Here is a 230-nt window from a genome sequence, read left to right as displayed (position 1 = left end):
AAACAACTTAATGCGGCGCTAACGGTATCAAACGCTTCGACTGTGACAGTATGCTGCCAGTTGTAATTCCAGTCGCCAACCTCTTCACTTTGCAGAAAGGCTGGCAACTGTGAGACGTCGCCCAACTGATACAGGCCAAAATGTGCTGATAAGGCTACGGCTCTGCTACTGGCAATGCCAATTGCCGTATTGTGCGTAATAATGGCCTGTTGCTTCGCATAAGCTAAAAG

Annotated in this window: 1 protein-coding gene; it reads right to left on the bottom strand. The window is 48.3% G+C overall.

Translation table 11 applies throughout. The features are described from left to right. Positions 1 to 230 (bottom strand): hypothetical protein (locus tag SB773_RS35070; protein ID WP_410595210.1); only part of this gene is annotated, 230 nt, incomplete at both ends.

The sequence above is a fragment of the Bacillus sp. SIMBA_074 genome (assembly GCF_046534555.1).
Classification (GTDB): domain Bacteria; phylum Bacillota; class Bacilli; order Bacillales; family Bacillaceae_G; genus Bacillus_A; species Bacillus_A mycoides.
This window is presented reverse-complemented; position numbering and strand designations above follow the sequence as displayed.